The following is a 20,654-nucleotide window of genomic DNA, read 5'->3' on the forward strand; positions in this document are numbered from 1 at the left end:
CAGCCGTTGTGACCGCCGAAGCCGAAGTTTGCGCTCATTGCAACATTTACCGGCATTTCAAGACCTTTGTTTGGTGTGTAGTCGAGGTCACAGCCGCCTTCTACATCAGGCTCGTCAAGGTTGATTGTTGCAGGAATGTATGAATCTTCGATTGCTTTAACACAAATCATTGCTTCGAGTGAACCTGCGTTTCCGAGACAGTGACCTGTCATTGATTTTGTTGAAGAAATGTGAAGGCCTTTTGCAGCTTCTCCGAATGCGAGGTGAAGCATTTTTGTTTCGCCAGAGTCGTTCAATTTTGTTGAAGTTCCGTGAGCGTTGTAGTATGTGACTTCTTCCGGTTTAACCCCTGCATCTTTCATTGCGATTGTCATACATTTTGAACCGCAAACTCCGTCCGGATTTGGAGCTGTGAGGTGGTAGCCGTCTGATGAAGCACCGTATCCTGCAACTTCTGCGTAGATTTTTGCACCGCGTGCTTTTGCGTGCTCATATTCTTCGAGAACGAGGATTGTTGAACCTTCGCCCATAATGAATCCGTCGCGTTTTTTGTCGAACGGGCGGCTTGCTTTTGCAGGATCATCAGCGTATCCAGAAGAAAGGGCGTGGAGCATGCTGAATCCGAGGTTTGCGTAACCACACTGAGTGCTTTCTGCACCACCAGCCAGAATTACATCGTAACGGCCAGAGCGGACCTGATCAAAAGCGTTACCGATTGCGTCTGTACCAGAAGCACATGCAGTTGCGATTGTGTGAGTTGCACCGTGAAGACCGAATGCCATAGAAATGTTTCCGGCTCCTTCGTTTGGAATGAGCATAGGAATTGTCATTGGTGACATTCGTGTCTGGTTAGAATCGAAATAAGCCTTCATTGTGTTTTCTGTAACTTCAAGACCACCGATACCGACACCGAGGTAAACTGCTGTATCTTCAAGAACTTCAGCATTTCCCATCAGTTTTGAATCATCAAGAGCCATTTTTGCAGCTGCAACAGCGTACTGTGTGTACAAAGCCATTTTGCGGGCAGCAGATGAATCCATATAATCGCTTGCGGTAAAATTTTTTACTTCAGCGGCATATTTTACCTTGAAGTTTGCATTGTCATAATGTGTGATTGTGTTGATTCCGCTTTTTCCGGCTTTGATTCCAGCCCAAGTCTCATCAACAGAATTTCCAAGTGGTGAAATACATCCCAAACCAGTAACAACTACTCTTCTCATAAATAACTCCTATTTATTATGACAAAATAACAGATTTTGTCATTTTGAGCAAGTACTGAGAAGAGATTTATTTAAATCAAAATTTCAGCAGTTCCGCTGCATCACAGGCTGGAACAGGTTTTGAGAAATAATAGCCCTGCACAATATCACAGCCTGCTTCCTTAAGAAGATCAAACTGTTCTTTTGATTCAACCCCTTCAGCAATACACGGAATATTAAATTTCTCTGCAATTGCAAGAATTACCTGTACAAGATACAGAGTTTTTTCGTCGTAAATTATTTTTCTGATAAAGCCGATGTCAATTTTTATCGCATCCACAGGAAGAGCTGCAAGCATATTAAGACTCGAATAACCGGAACCGAAGTCGTCCATTTCGACCTTAAATCCCGCTTCCCGCATTTTATTCACAGTATTAAGAAGAATGCCCATATCATCAAGACAGGCCGATTCTGTAATTTCAAGCAGAAATTCACCGGGTTCAATACCGTTTTCCTGTGTAATCTGCAGAAGATAATCGACAATTTTAGGGTCATGTAAATCAACACGGGAAACATTCACAGAAACAGGCACAGTTTTGCCTAAAAGTTCCTTCCATTTCCGCATCTGCACTGCAACTTCTTTCCAGACATATTTATCAAGCTTTTGAATCAGACCGTTTTTTTCAAACTGAGTGATGAAAAAATCAGGCTTCATTTTTCCAAATTCCGGATGTTCCCAGCGGACAAGTGCTTCAAAACTTGAAAGGGCCGGCTTTTCCCCCTGAATATTATATTTCGGCTGATAGTAAACCTGAAACTGCCGTTTATCAACTGCATCTGCAAAATCACTTAAAAGTCTGGCTTTTTTGATTTCATCATTATGCATTTTTTCATCATAAACAGCAAAAGATGATTCAAAATTGCCCCTGAGTGTATTACAGGCACAAAGCGCACGGTCAAAACTCTGCTGTGCTGATATGGAAGGAAAATCCCCGCGGCACACGCCCATTCTCACATTAATTTCGGTTTCTTTTAAAAGCTCTGAAAGATGCAGCTGAATGCGCGCAAGCAGTTCATCATAAGAAGAGTGCCATTCAAGATAAATATAAAAAACATCGGCATTATCGCGGCAGCCGATTCCATGCGATTCTTCAGCAAGCTTAGAGATTTCATCGGCGATTGTCTGAAGCAGGATATTTCCATAATCACGGCCATAAATCTCATTGATAAGATGAAAATTTGTAAGATTAAGAACAACGGAATCCATAATTTTATGAGGATTGCTTTCTTTTATCTGATTTGCATATTCATAGAAAAAATCTTTGGTGTACAGCTTTGTAAGAAAATCGCGTTCCGTAGATTTGATAAGCTTAATGTCTTCGGCAAGTGCAATCAAGTGCCGGACACGGGCAAGAATAACTTCAGGAGAATCATATGGCTTGGCCAGAAAATCAGATGCTCCCATCTGAAGGCTTTTTAGTTCAGCAGATTTATCACTCGTGAGCACTATAACCGGAATTCGCTCAAAATCAGGCTCAGAAGAAACCGCCTTCATGACTTTAAAACCGTCAGTTTCGGGCACAAGTAAATCAAGAAGAATCAGAGAAATCTTTACTTTCCGTTCCCGAAGTACCTCAAGTGCTTCTGAGCCGCTTTCAACGGTTATGACATTATAAGAGTGCGAAAGAATGTCAGAAAACATCTTCTGATTCACTTTTTCGTCATCAACTACGAGAACCGTACGTTTAAAATCTGTCCTGCTAGCCATAAGACTATTTTAACTCTGTTCCCTAAATTCCGCAAATTTTACAAAAAAAGCGGCAGAAACGCCGCTTCATTTTCAGAGTTTTAGCACCCCATGCCACCGTCTACACCGATGACCTGACCTGTGATATATGTACTCATGTCACTTGCGAGGAACAATGCTGCATTTGCAATATCCTCAGGTTTTCCGGCACGCTTTAGAGGCAAGCTTTCAACCCACTGAGCTTTCATGTCGTCTTTGAGAACGGCAGTCATGTCAGTTTCGATGAATCCCGGTGCGATTGCATTTACGCGCACTCCGCGGCTTCCGACTTCTTTTGCAAGTGCTTTTGTGTAAGCAATGATTCCGCCTTTACTTGCAGCATAATTAACCTGACCGCCCTGTCCGTGAAGACCGACGATAGAAGCCATGTTGATGATTGAGCAGCTTTTGTCTTTTGCACGAATCATGTTGCCTGAAACAATCTGGCTGATTAAGAATACGCTCGTAAGGTTAATGCGGATAACGTCGTCCCAGTCTTCTTTTTTCATGCGGAAAGAAAGACCGTCGCGTGTGATTCCGGCATTGTTTACAAGAACGTCAAAACAGCCTGCTTCAGCAAGAGCTGCCTTTACAACTTCTGTAACCTGCTCAGCATTTCCGACATCAGCATAAATTTCGTGGAAAGCAACTCCGTTTTCTTTTGCAAGAGCTTCAAGTTCTGCCTTGCCGGCGCTTTCTTTTGAACACAAGCCCCATACTTCGCAGCCGTTTTTCAAAAATGCTTCAACGATTCCACGACCGATTCCGCGGCTAGAACCCGTAACAAGTGCTTTTTTATCTTTCAACAACATAAATTTCTCCTACAGTGAATTAATTCCTTCGGCAGTGTTAACTGGTGTACATGCGAGAGTTGCGCCGAGTTCTGTCTGCCCCCAAAGACCGCTCAAAACTTTTCCTGGTCCTACTTCAAGGATTACCCATTCGTTGTCTTTGTCTTCGTTAATCATGTCTGCGAGGACTTTTTCTTCGTCAGTCCAGCGAACCGGGTGTGTAAGGTGGTCAACTGCACTTTCCTTTGCAGGAGCGCCTTCTGTTACTTTTTTGCCTGTAACATTGCTGAAAAGAGTGATTTTCGGGTCACAGAAAGTGTATGGTTCAAGAGCAACTTTGAAATTGTCAGCAGCACGCTGCATGAGAGGGCTGTGGAAAGGACCTGCAACGGCAAGTCGGACAGTTCTGCGTGCACCTGCTTCTTTTGCAGCTTCTTCTGCTTTTGTAAGGCCTTCTGCAGTTCCAGAAATTACAGTCTGTTTAACTGAGTTGAGGTTTGCAGCATAAGCTCCTTCGATTCCGTTTGCAATTTCTTCGACTTTCTCTGGTGGAAGACCCAAAATTGCGCTCATTCCTGGTGCGTTTCCTGCGCTTTCTTCTGCAATCTGCTCACATACTTTCTGCATGATTGAACCACGCTGGCAGACTACATTGATTACATCTTCAAAAGAAAGGATTCCTGCTGCATACAAAGCCGGGAATTCGCCCAAAGAGAAGCCCATTGCCGCACTCGGCTCGATTCCTTTTGATTTTAATGCTGCCATAACAGCAAGACTTGCTGAAGTGATTGCAAGCTGTGAATTGTCACTTCTGTTTAATTCTGCAGCTTCAGTTTCCCAAAGCAGTTTCGGAATATCTTTTCCAGTAATTTTTGAAATATCGTCAATGACCTTGCGGGCTTCCGGAAAAGCCTCGCAGACGTCTTTAATCATTCCCTGAGCCTGTGCGCCCTGTCCCGGGAACAAGAATGCATACTTCCTAGCCATGATTTTCTCCTTATTTTGACAAAAACTTAAAAAGTGTCATTTTCGATTATATTATAAGAATATAAAAAATTATTCAAGATACTCAAAATGCTGCCAGTCTTTTACGCCCTTCCAGTCACCGCCCCACTCAAAGCCGGCTTCCGTAAAAAGCTTATATGCCAAATCGTTGTGGTCGATTTTATACGGAAAATTTTTAGTGCGGTCAAGATAAGCTGCTCCATTAAACGGCTCAATATTCGGCTTTCCATTGACGGTTTTGTAATAGGGATTGTAAAGGGGGTTAATATCCACCGCCAAGCCCGCACCATGCTTTGAAACCGTGGTGGTGTACGAGATAAAGCGGAAATTGAAGCAGGATGAGTTGTTGTCGCTCATAGATTTTTCATCGTCAGCATCGTATTCGTCAACAAGACGGATTTTTTCGATTGGATAGTTCGCAACATACAAATCCTTAAAAATCCCCAGAAGGACATCCGCGATTTTGACATTGCAGACAAGCTCGCCTTCAAGAGTTGAGCCGTCAAGCGTTTTGTGAAGAAGATGAAGATAGCGGAGTTCCGAACGGGGAATCGTGCAGTTTTCCTTGTAAGACTTTCCCCACATTTTCGCAAAAAGAGAGTCAGAAATTTCTGTCACATAAAATGAAGAGTCAAGCTCAAAGTCCAGAGTTTCGCCAATTTTCTCGCCCAGCACAAAGTCCCCCTCGCCGAAGCACAGCCCCGAAAGAAAAATCATCAAAAAAAAGCCTGCAAATTTAGTTCTCACCCAAAAAGTATAACAAATTTTCAGATTTTACTGTAGAAGAATCAATCTTCATAGATCACGACTCCCGTGGTGTCCGACGCACGACATAATACGCAATGGAGGGTTCAGTATATGACATGGGAACGACAAAGAGCTTATGACTTCGATGATGGCCGTGCTGAAGGAAGTGCTTGCTTTGAAGGAAGAAGTTTTGACAGAAACGACAACACTTTAAGCTGTCAGATTTATCACCACAAGGAATCTGTAACTAACGCCATCTTTTTCTGCAATAAAGGTGGCAAAATAACATCCTACAGCCCAGTCGCTCACAGGAATTTGCCAAATTGACTGGCTTAAAGTCGTATCCCAAAGTACTGAAACAATATTCGTACTTAAATCACGCGTGCAGGCGATATTCAAAGTCACTTTGTCATATCCGCGATTCATCGCATCGGCTGAAAGTATAAATTTCAATCCCGCCGCTCCGGACTTGCTCACAGCAACAACAATTCCGTTCTCACATTTATTGTCACTAGAAGCCAAATCATCAAAATAGACAGCAGAAGCGGAATCCGTCACGCCATATAAAACTACATCATAATCTTCCCATTCATAACCAGAGGTTGTGCTTCCAGTTGTATAAGCACCCACAAGATAAAGATTTTCATGACCTGTGTAGCCGTCGCATGAAATCCCGTCTGTCATGGGATATTTGTTTGTATCCGTAAGATTTCCTTCATCATCATACGAAACTGTGCCAATATACCAGCCAAGCCAATTCTCATTTTCTGGTGTAGAAACAGAAACGCCGCTCTCATTCTGACTGGCATAACTTACATTCACGATATTTTCTTCCGAATAAGAAATTCTATATCGGTTTATTGAAGCACAAGAACCATCACCAAAAACAGCATAAGCCCACGCACTCGAACCAACATCGTTCACAGCACGGATTCTCGCGACATAACGATTTCCAAGCTGAAAGTAAAATTTCGCCTGAGTGTTGTTACGAATCAGAGAGAAACTTTCAGGATCGTAATCGGAAGTGCCAAAATATGTGTAGTAATAGTTGATGTATTCATTGTAAGAATCCGAATCGTAGGTAGTAATATTGTTTGCAGAGTAAGCCGAATTCGAGGTAGAGAGTTCCCAATTGTAGTCGCTTGAAAGGTCAGGAATCAGAAGACTCGCGCTGTTTCCTGCTATGTTGGAATATCCGCATGAAATATCCGCAATCTGAATCTCAAATTCCGTTTCATTGTTGGAATTATCAGACCAAGAAAAATCAGCAAGATAATATTCTACATCATTATCGCTTGGATCTGTGTAAGCTACGGAAAAATCACTTGGGGCAAGAGGCTCTGTATTGATCACATTCGGAACATCAATGGCGGCTGTCGTCGTTTGGTTTGCTAGAATCATAATCGTGTCGCTGTATTCAAAAGTCTTTTCAGTTACATAATTTATGAATTTTACAACAAAACTGTATGTTCCAGGGGTAATTTCAGCATTTCCGAAAGTGTAGTTTGACAGATGAATCGTATTTGAAATCTCACCGGCAGCAGAATATGAAAGATAATGCGGATTTATGTTCGAGCCACCTATCGAAACAGGATTTCCAGTCGCAAGGTCATAGATTCCAATCGAAACGACCGCATTGCTTGAATCGCTCAAATCCCAGTTTGAGGGGAAAGCCCAAGAGGAAGAGAGTGAAATATCAACAGAGCCACCCGAAGAAAGCGAATTCGAGTTAAGATAAAAGACCACTGATTTTGTAGAATACAAGTCAGCGGTCGAATATCCGACCAAACAAGCCGAATTTTTTACAGAAGAATAGTTTGGAGCTGAGAAATCAGCTTCAGTAGCAAAAAGTGCAAATCTGTAAATTGAAGCCGGAAAGTCAACCGCAGCCGTTGCCAAAGTTGATGACGAGTATGTCAAATCAATTTTTCCGTAGTAAGAATAGTCGGAAGTTGATGTTGAAGTCGCAGTGTTTATATAGAACAGATAATAGTTTAATGAAGTTCCATTCAGAGATGAAGGCAGGAGCGTTTTTGCAGAAGAAGAAAAAATTTCATCCGCACTGTAAATCGAAAGAGAGATATTCGCTCCAGGAATTTTCGTAATGTCTTTGTAAGAAATTTCACCGCCGTTTATGTCAGAGCAAGCAAGAAGCCCTAAAATGAGAAAAATTGAAATAAGAAATATGGCGATTTTTTTCATCATAAAAAATTCAAGAATTAAAAGTGACAGCCACAACACAGAAAAACCGTGCCGTAGCTGTCACCAGCCAATTAAAAATCTAAGCCAGACTTAGTTAACAAGATCAATTATCACAGGGAATGAGTAAAGCTTGTTAGGATACTTGCTTGTCGTTCCAATCAATGTGAATTCATATTTTCCTGTTTTCCAAGATTTGACATCAACCGTAAATGAAGCAGGACTTGCAGACCAACCAGTTCCGTCTGTATATGTTGCAGAAGGAGTTGTCCAATTCACACGCGAAGAGTAAGTTTCATAAGAGTCACTTGTGCTTCTAAACTTAAGGTAAACATTATCATAGTCACTTGTAGAAGCATTCAATGTAAATGTAATTGTTGGAGTTGCTGTCGAAGAAACCTGAACAAGGATTCCTTTAGAACACAATGTTGTATTTGTTCCGTCGCTTCCAAGTTCACCGAAATATACAGTGCCGGAAGAACTGTCTGTACCTGTGAGAGAAACATCAGAAACATTACTAAGAGTTACATCAACAGAAGTACTTGCATCTGAGTAATACTTCAAACCAGCGACATCAAGGTATGGATATGTTGTAGATGATGTTGTGTTAACCTTTGTCGTATAGATATCAGTGCCGTCACTATATGTATCTCCGTAACCAAGCCATTCAAATGCAGTATAATCAGCGACAGTAACGCTAGCCGTTGTGTCCAAAGCATAGTTAGCGAACAACTCAAGGTTTGTGTGACCAGTGAATGCACTTGGTATATAACGGGTAACAGTTCCACTAGCAGGATCCGAAGTTAGTACAGACCACGAAGTTGAAGCAGAAACCCATTCATTCCATGTTCTTGGATAGCGGTTTCCGCCATCAGTAGAAAGATTTCCAGAGTCTTGAATGCTGTACAAGAGCCATTTAGAGAACTTCTGTCCGTCAGCAACGAGGTTCAATTCTGCACCAGTTACAGCAGTTCCGTCTTTCGCGATGTAGTCCGAACCATCACCAGTATCAGTTCCAGGAACATTGCCATCAGGATTAAGAATTGAAGTTCCAACAGGGATATAAGACGTACCGCTGGCTTGTCCTTCCTGTGTAGCATAAACAACTGTTGCTGGAATAGCAGAATTACCGGTGAGCGTAGCATAAGTCGTTGTCGTTCCAGCAGTAGTAGCAGCTCCCTTGAAAGTTCCGCCGTTAAGATTGTATTTAATCTTGAATCGGTTGATTGTATAAATACCATAATTCGTTGAATCACTCGGAACAAATGCTTTTACAGTCAGTGAAGAACTTGCGATATAAGCATTTGTCGTTGCTATTTCAGAAATTGTATCATCGGTTGTATCACTATCAGTTCCCATGTCATCAGTGTAGGTGATTTTTCCAGATGTAGTTGTGGTGTCAAGTCCTGTAATCACGACATAAGCATATTCACGATCAGCTTCAGCATCATCTTTATTAACCTCGTTTACGGCACGAATTCGAGCAAGATAGCGTTTTCCGAGAGGCAGTTTGAATACAGCAGTCGTATTGTTCATAACAAGAGAGTACTGATTCTGATTTGGATTAAGAGAAGATGTCTGATAATCCGCCCATGAATAAGTTTCAATATCACTTGTAGTCTTTCCGTATGCACTCAAGGCAGAAGACCATTCAGTGTAATCTGTTGGTGCCGTAGTAAGCTTATAGCTAGGGCTTGCAGACTGAGTGTTGTCAGTATCATCAGAAACATCCAAAAGGTCAATTTCAAAATACCGTTCATTGTTTGAGTTATCAGACCATGCGAACTGAGCGTAATAATATTCATCATCAGCAGTTACAGGATCAGCATAAGCGACAATAAATGCACTTGGAGCCTTTGGTTTAGAATCGAGAATTTCAGGAATACAAACATTACCAGTAGTAGCCTGATTTGGAAGAATTATAATCTCATCACTGTAGTAATATGAATTTGTTCCCTTCGTGAATGTTACGACAAAATTGTAAGAACCGGCAGCTACATTTGTCGAAGTAAATGCAACACCATTCATTGTATTTGCAGCACTCGTAGTACTCAATACACTTGTAGCACCACTTGTAGGATAAGCTACATTGTAATCAACTTTTGAGTAAATGCCTGCTGTAACAGTATAACCTACCGGAACCGTCCACAAATCTGTTAAATCATTAGGATCGTTTGCAGAATAAAGTGAAAGATTGACAGAGCCAGTTCCTGTACAACCATCTGCACTCAAGTAGAAAGTGATTTCGTCCTGATAACGAAGATCAGCATTTGCATATCCAACAAACATTGCATTTGTTGTTGCAGTTGCCTGACTTGTTACAGACGCAGAAGCCGGACAACAATACAATGTGAATTTATAGAACGAGACATCAAAAGAAATGTCTATCGTACCTGTAGTTGTTGAACCTGTGCTTGCAGTAAAATCAACGGCACCTTTCCAAGTATCAGTAGGTGTTGTAGCCAACATATCTTTGTAAACGAGATAGAACTTAACATTGTCACCGCTTGCATCAACGGCTGCTGGCAAAATAGTTCGTCCGTCAGTTGAAGAAGCAACAGGGAATGTAAGCAAACTGCGATCCGAAGTTGCATTCAATGTAAGTGTTTTTGAATTTCCAGAAGCAGCAGATGTATATCCGCTGCTTACTGATGAATCACCTGTGCTAATGTCAGAACAGCCTGCAAAAATCAGGGCAAGTCCTGCAATAGCTAAAAAAATCCTTGATTTTTTCATAGTTTCCTCCATATTCTCTTGGATTTTATAAACAAATTTAGGTTATTAAGGAAAAACTTCCTTAACCAAAGTCAGGAAATAATTCCTTAATCATAAGTGTAGTGAGGATAAATCACTAAACTAGCGCTATCTTTGTAAAATACACCTCCTTGTGTCACGATTCGTAATGTCAGTTGATATGTATGATCAGCTTCCAAAAGTGAATCTGGAATATATATGATAAACTTGCAGTCGTTAAGAGTCCCGTTTATAGTATTTACCGCAACTTCTTTATAATCGTTTTTTGGGTCATACACGGTCCAAGTGTATGAATAAATATTTTTTGGCGGACCTGCCAAGTTCAAAGTTGAATCATATTGAACAGGATATACTTCACGAAGCATATCGTCCGGGTCAAAACCTTCGTCACCCGGTGAAAGCATCTCCTCCTCGTTCACCTCTTTCGTTTCAGAAACCGTCACATAAGTCCATGTAAACTGTTTATTGTAATCATCCAACATATCTTCAACCGAATTGTTGCACGAAAGCACAAAGAGTGCAGCGAGAAAAATAAAACTGAATATAAGCCAAGTGGCACGATTATTCATAGTTAAAAATTAAAAGTTCTCGTAGGTATCGCAACCCCCACTCCTAACTTTGTGAGCCAATGCAGGTTAGTGTCGTATTGAACACCAGCCCACAATCGAACCCACTTCCATTGCAAACCAACCAACATCTCCCCAAAAGCACCGGCATACAGTTTGCTTGTATGAGCGTGCGAAAGACTATTGTTGTACAACATTCGCCCATTACAACCTATTCCTGCCTCGCTGAACACGCTGAAATCGAATTTTTTGTTGTAATATACAAGGCCGATTAGAGCATTAAGCGCAAGTGTATATAATCGTGGGGGATTCAAAGTTTCCCCACCTTCACGATACGAAAACGGAAATTCGCTTCCTGGCAGTCCAACTCCAATCAAACCATTTACACCCCAAAAAAAAGGCGGGCGAAAATAATTACGGTATCCAGCGCAAAGTTCTATATCGCCCATGTAATAGCTTGAATTGAGCCGCCCATATCCCAACCCAAGAAGCAACGAATTGTTAAGCTCATTTTTGTGCTGGTCGTTGATTGCACGCTGATACCCTGAATAATCCGGAATAAAATCTTTTCCGTCCAATCGCCATCTATATATGTAGCCGTTATTCGTACCAATTATTACATATTCATCATCCGGGCTGAAGCAAAGACTTTTTGCAGTATCACCGTATAAAAGCTTAAAAGAATTTTCTTCCAAACCAGATGCAATATCATATATTTTTACTTCTCCTGAATTCATTCCAACTGCAACTTTTGCAGAATCACTGGAAAACTCCGAAGCAAAGCAGAATCCAACAGAATCTTCCAGTGTGTAAAAATCAGATTCTTCGGCAATTGAAAGAATTGACAAACTGTTCTGATTATCAGCCACAAGATAATGAATACCATCACTCGCAAAGCGTGGCTTTATACCAGTCTGCACAAAGCAGTCTTTCATCTGCTCTATTTCCCAAGTTTCCGTATCTATGAGAAAAAGCTCCCCTGCCATTGTAGCGACAAGCACTTTTCTTCCAGTAGGAGTTGCATCAAGAGAAAAAACAGGATTGGAAATTTCAATTTTTTCCTCAATTAAATGTTGACTTGCTCCTACCATTTTGAACACTTCGTATAAGTTTTTGCCATCCAGAGGAAGCAAGATTCTATAATTACCGCTTATATAAGTTGCATCAGGAATTTGCTTGTCAGTGCCTCTGATTAATGTTGAATCAGAATTTCCGTCCACATTATGAATCATAACGGTGTTGTCATCTCTTACACTCAATAAATATTTTCCATCATTAGTAAAGTGAAGCGATAATACATTTGCCAGAGGATTGGAAGTTTCGTCTATGGCATTAGAAAAAATTCCGGCGATTTGGTTTGTCGCCGCGTTCCACAGAATTACAGAATTATTCCAACTGGTAGCAAAGTAAGTCCCGTCATTTGTCCATGCAACTGCATCAACAGAAGTCGCCGATTTTGCAAGATAATCCTGAGCAGGCTCAGCAACTTCTTCAGTTTGCTCATCCGCTTCTTGCGCAAAAATCGAGAAACTTATTATTGTCAAAATTGCAAAAAGCAATTTTTTAATGTGCACAGATGTCCTAACCCTTTCCCACCCAGTTAAAACATTTTGTTAAAGATAATTTAATTCGATTTTAGAAAATTTCAATAAATTTCTTACAGAATTTTTGAATTCACTTACTTATTGAGAATTTTCTAAGAATCTTTTTTTACTGTTTAGTTATCGGCAGCGACACAAGAAAACTTTAAGAAAAATTTAAAAAATCAGGTTAAAGTAGTTTTGTTTTATTCAAAGACAGGATAACACTCAAAACCGGCGGTGCGAAGCTCTTCGCCAACCGTGCCTTTTGCATTTTCATTCACAACGACGATGTAATATTTCGTGCCGCTAGGACGCACTTCGGTCGCAATTTCTGCTTTAAAACCTTTTTCTGAAAGCCGTTGAACTAAAGCCTTTGCATTAGCTTCTTCCCGGAAAAGCCCCAGCTGCTGTTTTACGATTTTATCGTTTTTTGAAGAAGTCTTTGCCTCTTCAGATCTTTTAGGCTCCGTTTTTGAGGAAGGTTCAGAATTCTGCACGACCGCTATTTCCGGCAAATCAACTCCGTTTCGAGGAACAAAATACCAGAAAGGAGTCGGCAAAGTCTGTATTTCACCTTTTACGATAGCAGCTTCCATGCTTTTAGGATAATTTTTCTTAAGACTCTCAGAATACTGATTTTCCCCTGTCAAATGCCATAATGTTAAAAAAATTGATGAACGGACAGTTTTCATTGAATCTAAAGCAGCATAGGTTTTAAGCATAGCAATGCTTTCTTTTGTATCTGAAGCATTTTTTGCCTTACATAAATCAGCCCACTGCTCATACAGTTTTACAAAAGCCAGAATTTTTTCGTCTTTTGAATTACGGACAGAAGAGTTTAAATATGTTTCAGCAGATGAATAATCACCGGCACTTAAAGCACATCGGACAGCATCAACTACAAGCTGTTCAGAATTTTTATTAGCACCACCGGCAGCAGTCTGTACAGCACTTCCCTGAAGCGAAGCCGCCTGAACATAATTTTTCTGAGCTTCAGAGTACTGCCCCTGCTGTTCAAGTATTGCAGCTAAAAAAGCATAGGCAGAACGTTTTTCAGAATTGGAAGAAAGCGAAGATATATTTTTTTTAAGATAAGAAATTGATTCAGATAAACTAGTTTTTTTTGCAGCATTATCAATTAAAGATTTTGCCGTTAATGCGGTATTCTGAGAAAAGCAGGTAAAACCCGTAAAAATAAAAATTACTAAAAAAAGAAAATTTTTTTTCATTCAAAAATAGATTTTATCATATTAACCAGAGAAACCAAATCAAGCGGTTTTCTCATAAAATTATTTACACCATAGGAAGCAACTTTTTCTTCCAGATTTTCAGTTTCAAGCGCAGTAACTACAATTATAACAGGCTTACCAAATTTCTCAGTTTCATTGATACGCCGGCATAAATCAAAACCGTCAATACCCGGTAAATCAAGATCAAGAATAATACAGCCGGGATGCTTTTCTGTCATTAAAGAGCCTGCTTCAAAACCGTCAAATGCCTGATATACTTCAATATCAGAAAAATTTTTAGAAAGATATTTTGCGACAACAGAATTTAATCCACGGTCATCATCTACAATTAAAAGACTTCTTGGCAAAAATCTTGAATCTTCACATTCTGAAAGAACACTGACAGGAATTTCCATATTTCGCTCTTTCATAAAATGAGCTAAATCATCCGGTGAAACCCTGAATTGGCCGCCGGGGGTTTTAAATGCTTTGAGACTATTTTTTTTAATCCAGTTAATTGCAGTTTGATTTACAACACCGCAAATTTCAGCAACTTCAAGAGCTGAATACATTACTGATTTTTTTTCATTCTGGGCCAAACTCTGACACCTCATTATTTTTAAATACCCGCTGAATTATTGAATATGAAAATCCGGCAGAAACCAGTGAACGAAAAATTTTTTGTTTATCTTTTTTTTGAGCAAGCAGTTTTAATAAAGCCTTCCTGCAAAAATCTTCTTCACTGTTACTAATAAAATACTCCTCAATTGCATTTTCCGCAATAGATTTTTTTACTCCGCGTGAAATTAACTCTTTAAGCAGACGAGCCTTTCCATATTGACGAAAGGAACAGTGAGTTCTTATCCATGATGATGAATATCGTTCATCACTGAGATAACCCTTTTCTTCAAGAAAATCTAATGCCTGTGCAATTGTATTTGAATCAAACTCTTTTTGAAGAAGTTTTTTTTCTAATCCTGCCCTGCACTGCTCTGCTCTTGCCAGAGAACGGGCTGCAGCCTCAACGGCAAGTCTAACATTTTCGTCCATTTCAAAAAATAACGCCCGCTTTTTGAGCAGGCGTAATATACACAAAGATAAAACTTAGCGTTTTGAGAACTGGAAGCGTCGGCGAGCACCACGCTGACCGTACTTCTTGCGTTCTACCATACGGCTGTCTCGTGTGAGGTAACCGTTTGCTTTGAGAGATGCACGAGCATCCGGATCAACCTGCAAAAGTGCACGTGAAATACCGTGCAGACAAGCTGCAGCCTGTCCGTTAAGACCGCCACCCTGAACGTTAATCAAGATGTCGTATTTATTCTCGTAGCTTGTAACGAGAAGCGGCTGATGAACTGTGCGAACCTGAGCTTCTGTTGGGAAGTATTCAGCAACATCCATGCCGTTTACAACAATTTTACCTGAGCCTTCACGAACAAATACGCGGGCAACAGCTGTCTTTCTTCTTCCTGTTCCGATTGCAATATTTTTTACTGCCATGATAGACTCCTATTAAAGTTCAATTACTTTTGGATTCTGAGCTGTATGTGGATGCTCTGAACCAGCATAGATTTTTACATTGCCCATAAGACGGCGGCCAAGTTTACCGTTTGGAAGCATACCAGCAATTGTGCGCTCCAACGGCTGAGTTGGATGACGATCAAGCAATTTCTCGAAAGTGAAGCTCTTAAGACCACCAACGAAACCTGTATAGTGGCGGTAAAGCATATCTGTTCGTTTATTTCCAGAAACGGCAACTTTTTCTGCGTTGATTATAACAACATAGTCACCCATTTCCTGGTTTGGAGTGTAAGTTGGTTTGTTCTTTCCACGAAGGATAGAAGCAACTTTAGCTGCAACACGACCGAGCGGCTTTCCTTCCGCATCGATAAGATACCAGTCGCGTTTCTGTTCATAGTCTTTAACGAAAATGGTTTTCATTTTTATAACCTTTAATATAGATTCTTTAGTGCCCTGTTGATTTGCATCTTCAACCTGACACAATGCAAACGATGAGCAGTCGCCTGCAATGAATATACGGGGATTAAAAGTATAGAATTTATAAAGTTTTTAATCAATATGTTAACACAGAAAAATTAATCACTTTTCTGAATTTTCCATTTCTTCACGTTTTGCTTCCTGACGGTCTCTTATGTCAGCAATTCCAATCAATATCGCAACTAAACCAACCAGTGCAGAAAGAACAGGAGCTGCACCTTTCAGAAAAAAGATAATCTCATTTTTCCAGGCAAGACCTGAAGGCAAACATGCAAAAACTGTAAATGCTATACAAACAATACCAAAAATAATTGTAAACATAGGTAAATTATAGAAAAAAACTACTAAATAGTGAAGTATCACTTATCCGACAGATAGACAGATGTATTTTTCTTAAAATTTAAATTATAATAATAGCTATGAAAAATAAATTAATTGTTTTATTTTTAATTTTTGCTTTTCCCATATTTTATACACATGCAGTAACACTCGATGAATTAATAGAACAGTCTGCACAAAAAATTACAGCTCAAATCGACGGTAATGTAAAAACGGTAACTATACTTTCAATACGCTGTCAATATTCAAGCCTTAATGACTACATTGTTGAATCTATGAATTACTATCTTTCTTCAATGCTAAAAAAAACTTCCCTTGTAGAACGCGATGACTATGCAAGAAAGCTCATACAAAAAGAATTCGACTTTCAGACATCCGGCTATGTAAGTGATGAAACCGCCGCATCAATCTGCAGTGCACTCGGTGCCGACACACTTATTCTCGGCAGTATGGAAAGTATTTCAAGCGGATGGCAGCTTTCACTTCGAGTTACTCACATGGAAAGCCAGAAAGTTCTTTTGTCATGGCGAGGGCGTCTTGGTCCAAATGATCCGGAAGTACGCTTCCAGATTGCAAAATCACAGGGAAACAGCACAAGTCTTCCTCCACAAGCCGCTCAGCCACAAAAGTCAGCTTCTCCTGCACCAAAGCAGGCTTCCCCTGTAAAAAATACATCATTTTCAAACACAGGTTCTACCCGCTATGAATTTGATCCGTCCAGCATTCCCGGCAGTTTCAGAGACTTTATTGTTCTGATAAATAAAACCCGCAGTGGAGAATGTAATGTTTCTGTTTCTGCAGAAGCTGGAAATGGCTGGGTAGAAATAGGAAATGCCGGTTTAAACCGCTATGGCAGTGAAAATAAATTCAAGGCACCATCCCCATATAAGATTTCTTCTTTCCGGACCTTCGCACTTAATTCTTCAATTCCTTACAGTTACAAAATAACAAAACAGAATAATGACCTTATTATTGAAGTTTTAGAAGCAGGAAGTAAAGAGGCGACAGACTTTAAACCTGATTGGACTGGCGCTTCAAATGCATGGGTCTTTGATTTGAAAGCTTTCAGGGATGAACCGGACGAAGAAGTTAAAATTATCTGTCAGAATGTAACTGCAATAACTTCATACTCTTTATACACTTTTATCGAAAACAAACAGCAATGGATAGAATACGGAAATACAGAAGTTGAAAGAAAAGACAGAACATACAAAATCAAAAAGAACAGTGGAATAAAAGATCTTGATGATTACCGTTTCTATGCACTTGTACCTAAAAAAGGCGGAACATTCAGATACTCACTGAAAAAAGATGATGATGATTTAATTATTACAATAAATTAGACATCGCTATTATAATTGCATTTTTTTCAACATTCAATTTATTATATTTCACTTTACGCAATCAAGTCTACCCATTATAATAATTTCAAATTAATTTTTAGAGGACAAAAATGGGCAACAACTATTTTAATTCAATTCCATGGCGCGAGGCTCGTTTGCAGCTCGGTCACTGCCGTTCAATGGCAAAAGAAGAATTCGCTGACGGAGTAAACGCTCTCAAAGGCAAAAAAATCGTAATCGTTGGTTGTGGTGCACAGGGCTTAAACCAGGGCTTGTGTCTCCGCGACTCAGGTCTCGATGTTTCTTACGCTCTCCGTGAAGAAGCAATCGCTCAGAAACGCCAGTCTTGGAAGAACGCAACAGAAAACGGCTTCAAAGTAGGAACATACGACGAACTCGTTCCAACAGCTGACCTCATCGGAAACCTTACTCCGGATAAGCAGCACTCAAACGTAATTTCAGAAGTTATGAAACGCATGAAGAAAGGCTCTGCACTCTGGTACAGCCACGGCTTTAACATGATTGAAGAAGGAATGCAGATTCGCCCGGATATCACAGTTGTAATGTGTGCTCCAAAAGGACCTGGTACAGAAGTATGGCACGAATTCCAGCGCGGATTCGGTGTTCCTGACCTCATCGCTGTTCACCCAGTAAACGACCCGGAAGGAAAGGGCTGGGCTTATGCAAAAGCTTTGGCAGTCGGCATGGGCGGTTCAAAAGCAGGTGTTCTTGAATCTTCATTCGTTGCAGAAGTTAAATCAGATCTCATGGGCGAGCAGACAATCCTCTGCGGTATGCTCCAGGCTGGTACAATCGTTTGTTACGACAAAATGGTTTCAGAAGGAATTGCTCCAGAATACGCAACAAAACTCCTTATGCACGGCTGGAACGTAATTTCTGAAGCTCTCAAATGGGGCGGTATTACAAACATGATGGACCGTCTTTCTAACCCTGCAAAAATCAAGGCAAACGCTCTTTCTAAAGAAATCAAAAAGCTCCTTGCTCCGCTCTATCAGAAACACATGGACGACATCATTTCTGGAAAATTCTCTTCTACAATGATGGAAGACTGGAAAGCAGGCGACAAAGACCTTCTTACATGGCGTGAAAACACTGGAAAACTCGCTTTCGAAAAAACAGAAGAGTCAAAAGAAGAAATCACAGAACAGGAATACTTTGACAAAGGAATCATCATGGTTGCAATGGTTAAAGCCGGCTGTGAACTTGCATTCGAAACAATGGTTGACGCAGGAATTAAAGAAGAGTCTGCTTACTACGAGTCACTTCACGAAGTTCCGCTCATCGCAAACCTCATCGACCGCAAACGCCTCTATGAGATGAACCGCGTTATTTCTGACACGGCAGAATACGGATGCTACCTCTTTGCAAATGTTGCAGCTCCAATGATGGCAAAAGACCTCATGCCGAAAGTAACAACAGAAGTTATTGGTAAAGGCCTTTCTTCAAAAGACACAGCTGTAAACAACTCAGAACTCGTCAATGTAAACGCAGAAATCCGCAACCACCCAATCGAGGTTGTAGGACGCCGCCTCCGCGCATACATGACGGCAATGAAGCCTGTTTTGTAAAAGTAAACAATTTCTAATTAAATGCTCCCCGTCACAAGCGGGGAGTTTCTTTTATTAATGTCTTTTTCTATAATTTACAACAAAAATTCCGATACAAACAAGAACAAGAGAAATTATCGTAACCAGCCCTGTCTGGCTCTGCTCATTTAAGAAAATTGAACTTAAAATTACACCGAAAACCGGATTCAAAAAGCCGAAAATAACTACGCGGCTCACATCGTTGTGCGAAAGTAACAGCCCCCAGAGAGTGTAAGCAACTGCACTTATAAAAACAAGATAAACTAAAAGAAGAACTGAAGCCGCAGTAAAACCTGAGAATCTTCCGCCGAAACAAAAACCTGTAAGAGCCATAATCGCACCGCCGAATATAAACTGACAGCCAGAAAGCATTACGGTGTTTTCTTCTTTACTGAAAAGCTTTACCATGCAGCCCGAAAATCCATAGCACACGCTGCTCAAAAAGATAAATCCTTCACCGCCAAAAGTGATTTTATAATCAACTTCCTTACCGGCGACAGTCACAATAACAACACCTGCAAAACCGACTACACAGCCTAATATTTTGTACCATGTAAGTCTTTCCTGCTTAAAAATAAGAGCAGCAATTAACAGCGAAGCAAAAACATTTGTCGCAAGAATTACGCTTGATTTTACGCCTGCACAGCGGGTTAAGCCGCCATAAAAGAAAAAATACTGAAGAATTGTCTGAACCATTCCCAATGCAGCAACTTTTCTGAATGCATTTACCGAATGTGGCAGCAGAACTTTTTTCTGCAAGAGAGAGCCTAAAAAAACTGTGGCAATTCCTGCAAAGAAAAATCTAATTCCTGCAAAAAGAACTACTGTAGCTGTGTCATCTGCGGCTATTGAAAAAAGACGGTACCCTGTTTTGATCGCAGGAGTTGCACTACCCCACAAAAAACAACAAAGGGCCGCTCCTAAAGAAACAACCCAGATATTAGATAAAATTGATTTTGATTTTTTATTTTCCATAAGGAAATTATCGGCAGATTTTATTCGCCGGTAAAATTTCCGTGTAAGATTATTGATTTATCACTTCTGTTATTAATATTTTTTGTATTATCGGTTTCTTCTTTATATCTGGTTTTTACAGTCATTTCAGATTTTATCTTGTCTAAAGTCGGGTTAAAGACAAGAAGTATTTCGCGTAAAACCTCAAGAACTTCTTCATCTGCATCCGAACATTCTAAAAGTCTGTTATAAGACTTGTAAATTTGCACATAAGCATGATTAAGTCCAACATAATCTTCATTATAGATATTCACTTTGGAATCTGATTTCTGATTAACCATACTATTAAATTTAACTAAAAAAAATGAAATTACAATTAATATTTATTATTTTTATAAATTATTTTTTAATCAAAAAAATTATTTAAAAAAAAAAGCCGGCAGCTACCTACTTTCCCCCTGAAAGGAGTATCATCGGCGTAAGGGTGCTTGACTTCCGTGTTCGGAACGGGAACGGGTATTACCACCCCACTATGGCCACCGGCATATAAAATA

General features: G+C 40.2%; 19 protein-coding genes and 1 rRNA gene. 2 read left to right on the plus strand and 18 right to left on the minus strand.

All coding sequences use genetic code 11. The annotated features are described in order from the left end of the window. The 15 genes from fabF to ACKI5B_RS06705 all read right to left on the minus strand — a co-directional run. A partial coding sequence (gene fabF, locus ACKI5B_RS06635; protein WP_407427054.1) for a beta-ketoacyl-ACP synthase II occupies window positions 1-1,220 on the minus strand: 1,220 nt, incomplete at its 3' end. Window positions 1,221-1,296: 76 nt separating this feature from the next. After that, window positions 1,297-2,967 (minus strand): two-component system response regulator, encoded by a 1,671-nt coding sequence (locus ACKI5B_RS06640; protein WP_407427056.1) that lies wholly within the window; start codon window positions 2,965-2,967, stop codon window positions 1,297-1,299. An 80-nt stretch (window positions 2,968-3,047) separates the two neighbouring features. Continuing rightward, window positions 3,048-3,797 (minus strand): 3-oxoacyl-[acyl-carrier-protein] reductase, encoded by a 750-nt coding sequence (gene fabG / locus ACKI5B_RS06645; protein ID WP_407427058.1) that lies wholly within the window; start codon window positions 3,795-3,797, stop codon window positions 3,048-3,050. 9 nt (window positions 3,798-3,806) lie between these two features. Next, window positions 3,807-4,763: an ACP S-malonyltransferase gene (locus tag ACKI5B_RS06650; protein WP_407427060.1), complete on the minus strand. Its 957-nt coding sequence runs from the start codon at window positions 4,761-4,763 to the stop codon at window positions 3,807-3,809. 69 nt (window positions 4,764-4,832) lie between these two features. Further along, the gene (locus ACKI5B_RS06655; RefSeq protein WP_407427062.1) at window positions 4,833-5,528 is read right to left on the minus strand and encodes a M15 family metallopeptidase; all 696 of its coding nucleotides are present in this window, start codon (window positions 5,526-5,528) and stop codon (window positions 4,833-4,835) included. A 210-nt stretch (window positions 5,529-5,738) separates the two neighbouring features. Then, window positions 5,739-7,733 carry a hypothetical protein gene (locus tag ACKI5B_RS06660; RefSeq protein WP_407427064.1) on the minus strand — a complete coding sequence of 665 codons (1,995 nt, stop codon included), beginning with the start codon at window positions 7,731-7,733 and terminating at the stop codon, window positions 5,739-5,741. 87 nt (window positions 7,734-7,820) lie between these two features. After that, window positions 7,821-10,463: a hypothetical protein gene (locus ACKI5B_RS06665; protein WP_407427066.1), complete on the minus strand. Its 2,643-nt coding sequence runs from the start codon at window positions 10,461-10,463 to the stop codon at window positions 7,821-7,823. Window positions 10,464-10,549: 86 nt separating this feature from the next. Continuing rightward, window positions 10,550-11,050 carry a hypothetical protein gene (locus tag ACKI5B_RS06670; protein ID WP_407427068.1) on the minus strand — a complete coding sequence of 167 codons (501 nt, stop codon included), beginning with the start codon at window positions 11,048-11,050 and terminating at the stop codon, window positions 10,550-10,552. A gap of 2 nt (window positions 11,051-11,052) precedes the next feature. Further along, window positions 11,053-12,621 carry a WD40 repeat domain-containing protein gene (locus ACKI5B_RS06675; protein ID WP_407427070.1) on the minus strand — a complete coding sequence of 523 codons (1,569 nt, stop codon included), beginning with the start codon at window positions 12,619-12,621 and terminating at the stop codon, window positions 11,053-11,055. Between the two features lie 212 nt (window positions 12,622-12,833). Continuing rightward, window positions 12,834-13,859, minus strand: a complete 1,026-nt coding sequence (locus ACKI5B_RS06680) for an SPOR domain-containing protein (RefSeq protein WP_407427072.1) — start codon at window positions 13,857-13,859, stop codon at window positions 12,834-12,836. Next, complete coding sequence (locus ACKI5B_RS06685) at window positions 13,856-14,458, minus strand: response regulator (RefSeq protein ID WP_407427074.1); 603 nt, start codon at window positions 14,456-14,458, stop codon at window positions 13,856-13,858. The genes ACKI5B_RS06680 and ACKI5B_RS06685 overlap by 4 nt, the downstream gene beginning before the upstream one ends. After that, entirely contained in the window at window positions 14,445-14,909 is a 465-nt protein-coding gene (locus ACKI5B_RS06690) for a regulatory protein RecX (protein ID WP_407427076.1), read from the minus strand. The genes ACKI5B_RS06685 and ACKI5B_RS06690 overlap by 14 nt, the downstream gene beginning before the upstream one ends. Before the next feature lie 54 nt (window positions 14,910-14,963). Then, a complete protein-coding gene (gene rpsI, locus ACKI5B_RS06695; RefSeq protein ID WP_407427078.1) occupies window positions 14,964-15,359 on the minus strand; it encodes a 30S ribosomal protein S9 in 396 nt (131 codons plus the stop codon). A 12-nt stretch (window positions 15,360-15,371) separates the two neighbouring features. Continuing rightward, entirely contained in the window at window positions 15,372-15,800 is a 429-nt protein-coding gene (gene rplM, locus ACKI5B_RS06700; protein WP_407427080.1) for a 50S ribosomal protein L13, read from the minus strand. 159 nt (window positions 15,801-15,959) lie between these two features. Further along, on the minus strand, window positions 15,960-16,178 hold the full coding sequence (locus tag ACKI5B_RS06705) for a hypothetical protein (protein ID WP_407427082.1): 219 nt from the start codon (window positions 16,176-16,178) through the stop codon (window positions 15,960-15,962). 98 nt (window positions 16,179-16,276) lie between these two features. Between ACKI5B_RS06705 and ACKI5B_RS06710 the strand changes: the two genes are divergently transcribed. Beyond that, the gene (locus ACKI5B_RS06710) at window positions 16,277-17,539 is read left to right on the plus strand and encodes a hypothetical protein (RefSeq protein ID WP_407427084.1); all 1,263 of its coding nucleotides are present in this window, start codon (window positions 16,277-16,279) and stop codon (window positions 17,537-17,539) included. Between the two features lie 110 nt (window positions 17,540-17,649). Further along, window positions 17,650-19,128 carry a ketol-acid reductoisomerase gene (gene ilvC / locus ACKI5B_RS06715; protein WP_407427086.1) on the plus strand — a complete coding sequence of 493 codons (1,479 nt, stop codon included), beginning with the start codon at window positions 17,650-17,652 and terminating at the stop codon, window positions 19,126-19,128. Between the two features lie 54 nt (window positions 19,129-19,182). Here ilvC and ACKI5B_RS06720 read toward each other — a convergent pair whose 3' ends face one another. From ACKI5B_RS06720 to rrf, 3 genes are all read right to left on the minus strand, one after another. After that, a complete protein-coding gene (locus ACKI5B_RS06720; RefSeq protein WP_407427088.1) occupies window positions 19,183-20,121 on the minus strand; it encodes a DMT family transporter in 939 nt (312 codons plus the stop codon). A gap of 20 nt (window positions 20,122-20,141) precedes the next feature. Further along, entirely contained in the window at window positions 20,142-20,441 is a 300-nt protein-coding gene (locus tag ACKI5B_RS06725; RefSeq protein WP_407427090.1) for a hypothetical protein, read from the minus strand. Between the two features lie 93 nt (window positions 20,442-20,534). Next, a 5S ribosomal RNA gene (gene rrf / locus ACKI5B_RS06730) occupies window positions 20,535-20,644 on the minus strand. Window positions 20,645-20,654: the final 10 nt, after the last annotated feature.

The sequence above is a fragment of the Treponema sp. genome (assembly GCF_045657965.1).
Lineage (GTDB): Bacteria > Spirochaetota > Spirochaetia > Treponematales > Treponemataceae > Treponema_D.

Bases quoted from the DNA above. Each gene is read 5' to 3' on its own strand.
- ACKI5B_RS06640 (WP_407427056.1), bottom strand. From the start codon at position 2,967: ATGGCTAGCAGGACAGATTTTAAACGTACGGTTCTCGTAGTTGATGAC.
- ACKI5B_RS06705 (WP_407427082.1), bottom strand. From the start codon at position 16,178: ATGTTTACAATTATTTTTGGTATTGTTTGTATAGCATTTACAGTTTTT.
- ACKI5B_RS06665 (WP_407427066.1), bottom strand. From the start codon at position 10,463: ATGAAAAAATCAAGGATTTTTTTAGCTATTGCAGGACTTGCCCTGATT.
- ACKI5B_RS06690 (WP_407427076.1), bottom strand. From the start codon at position 14,909: ATGGACGAAAATGTTAGACTTGCCGTTGAGGCTGCAGCCCGTTCTCTG.
- ACKI5B_RS06710 (WP_407427084.1), top strand. From the start codon at position 16,277: ATGAAAAATAAATTAATTGTTTTATTTTTAATTTTTGCTTTTCCCATA.
- ACKI5B_RS06720 (WP_407427088.1), bottom strand. From the start codon at position 20,121: ATGGAAAATAAAAAATCAAAATCAATTTTATCTAATATCTGGGTTGTT.
- ACKI5B_RS06725 (WP_407427090.1), bottom strand. From the start codon at position 20,441: ATGGTTAATCAGAAATCAGATTCCAAAGTGAATATCTATAATGAAGAT.
- ACKI5B_RS06680 (WP_407427072.1), bottom strand. From the start codon at position 13,859: ATGAAAAAAAATTTTCTTTTTTTAGTAATTTTTATTTTTACGGGTTTT.
- ilvC (WP_407427086.1), top strand. From the start codon at position 17,650: ATGGGCAACAACTATTTTAATTCAATTCCATGGCGCGAGGCTCGTTTG.
- ACKI5B_RS06660 (WP_407427064.1), bottom strand. From the start codon at position 7,733: ATGATGAAAAAAATCGCCATATTTCTTATTTCAATTTTTCTCATTTTA.
- rpsI (WP_407427078.1), bottom strand. From the start codon at position 15,359: ATGGCAGTAAAAAATATTGCAATCGGAACAGGAAGAAGAAAGACAGCT.
- ACKI5B_RS06670 (WP_407427068.1), bottom strand. From the start codon at position 11,050: ATGAATAATCGTGCCACTTGGCTTATATTCAGTTTTATTTTTCTCGCT.
- ACKI5B_RS06650 (WP_407427060.1), bottom strand. From the start codon at position 4,763: ATGGCTAGGAAGTATGCATTCTTGTTCCCGGGACAGGGCGCACAGGCT.
- rplM (WP_407427080.1), bottom strand. From the start codon at position 15,800: ATGAAAACCATTTTCGTTAAAGACTATGAACAGAAACGCGACTGGTAT.
- fabG (WP_407427058.1), bottom strand. From the start codon at position 3,797: ATGTTGTTGAAAGATAAAAAAGCACTTGTTACGGGTTCTAGCCGCGGA.